This is a genomic window from Neisseria sp. P0009.S007, from assembly GCF_051962515.1.
The window spans coordinates 1-586 of record NZ_JBQCVF010000820.1; the positions used below are offsets into that span (position 1 = coordinate 1).

The following is a 586-nucleotide window of genomic DNA, read 5'->3' on the forward strand; positions in this document are numbered from 1 at the left end:
GCGCATTCCAGCAGGATTATGCCAAACATATTAAACAGTTTCTACAACTGCAACTGCTGCACACGCCCCATTCCGGCGAAATCTTAAACCGAGTGCTGCCCGATTTGGCACGCTGCGGCACGCCTTCCGCCTTACAGGCCGCGCTTGAAGCGGTCAACCATGCCGACGCGCGTCCGCTGTTGCCGCTGATTCAAACGCCGTCATTGCTGGTGTTTGGACAGAAAGACGCCATCACGCCGCCGCGCATGGGCGAATATTTACACCGCCATTTGAGCGACAGCGAGCTGGTACTTATCGACAAAGCCGCACACGCGCCCTTTTTAAGCCATGCCGACGAATTTGCCGAAATTTACCGCAATTTTATCGAAAAGGCCGTCTGAAACAGACTTAAACCATAAAAACATTGCCGGGCAAAGCCCACTGACACGACCCACCATGACCGAACAAGACAAACGTTGGCAGATTCACCGCCATCTCGCCCAAGACACCGACGAGCGCCTGCAGCTGGTCCGCAATGCACCCAAACGCATCATGCTGATTGGTGCCGATGCCGACATCAGCCGCAGCCTGCTGGCCGCGCGTTATC

1 protein-coding gene and 1 pseudogene are annotated in these 586 nt (G+C 55.6%); both read left to right on the plus strand.

All coding sequences use genetic code 11. The features are described 5' to 3' along the window. A partial coding sequence (locus tag ACTHS3_RS16585; RefSeq protein ID WP_440368584.1) for an alpha/beta fold hydrolase occupies positions 1-380 on the plus strand: 380 nt, incomplete at its 5' end. 55 nt (positions 381-435) lie between these two features. Beyond that, positions 436-586, plus strand: a pseudogene (locus ACTHS3_RS16590) (methyltransferase); the annotation flags it as partial.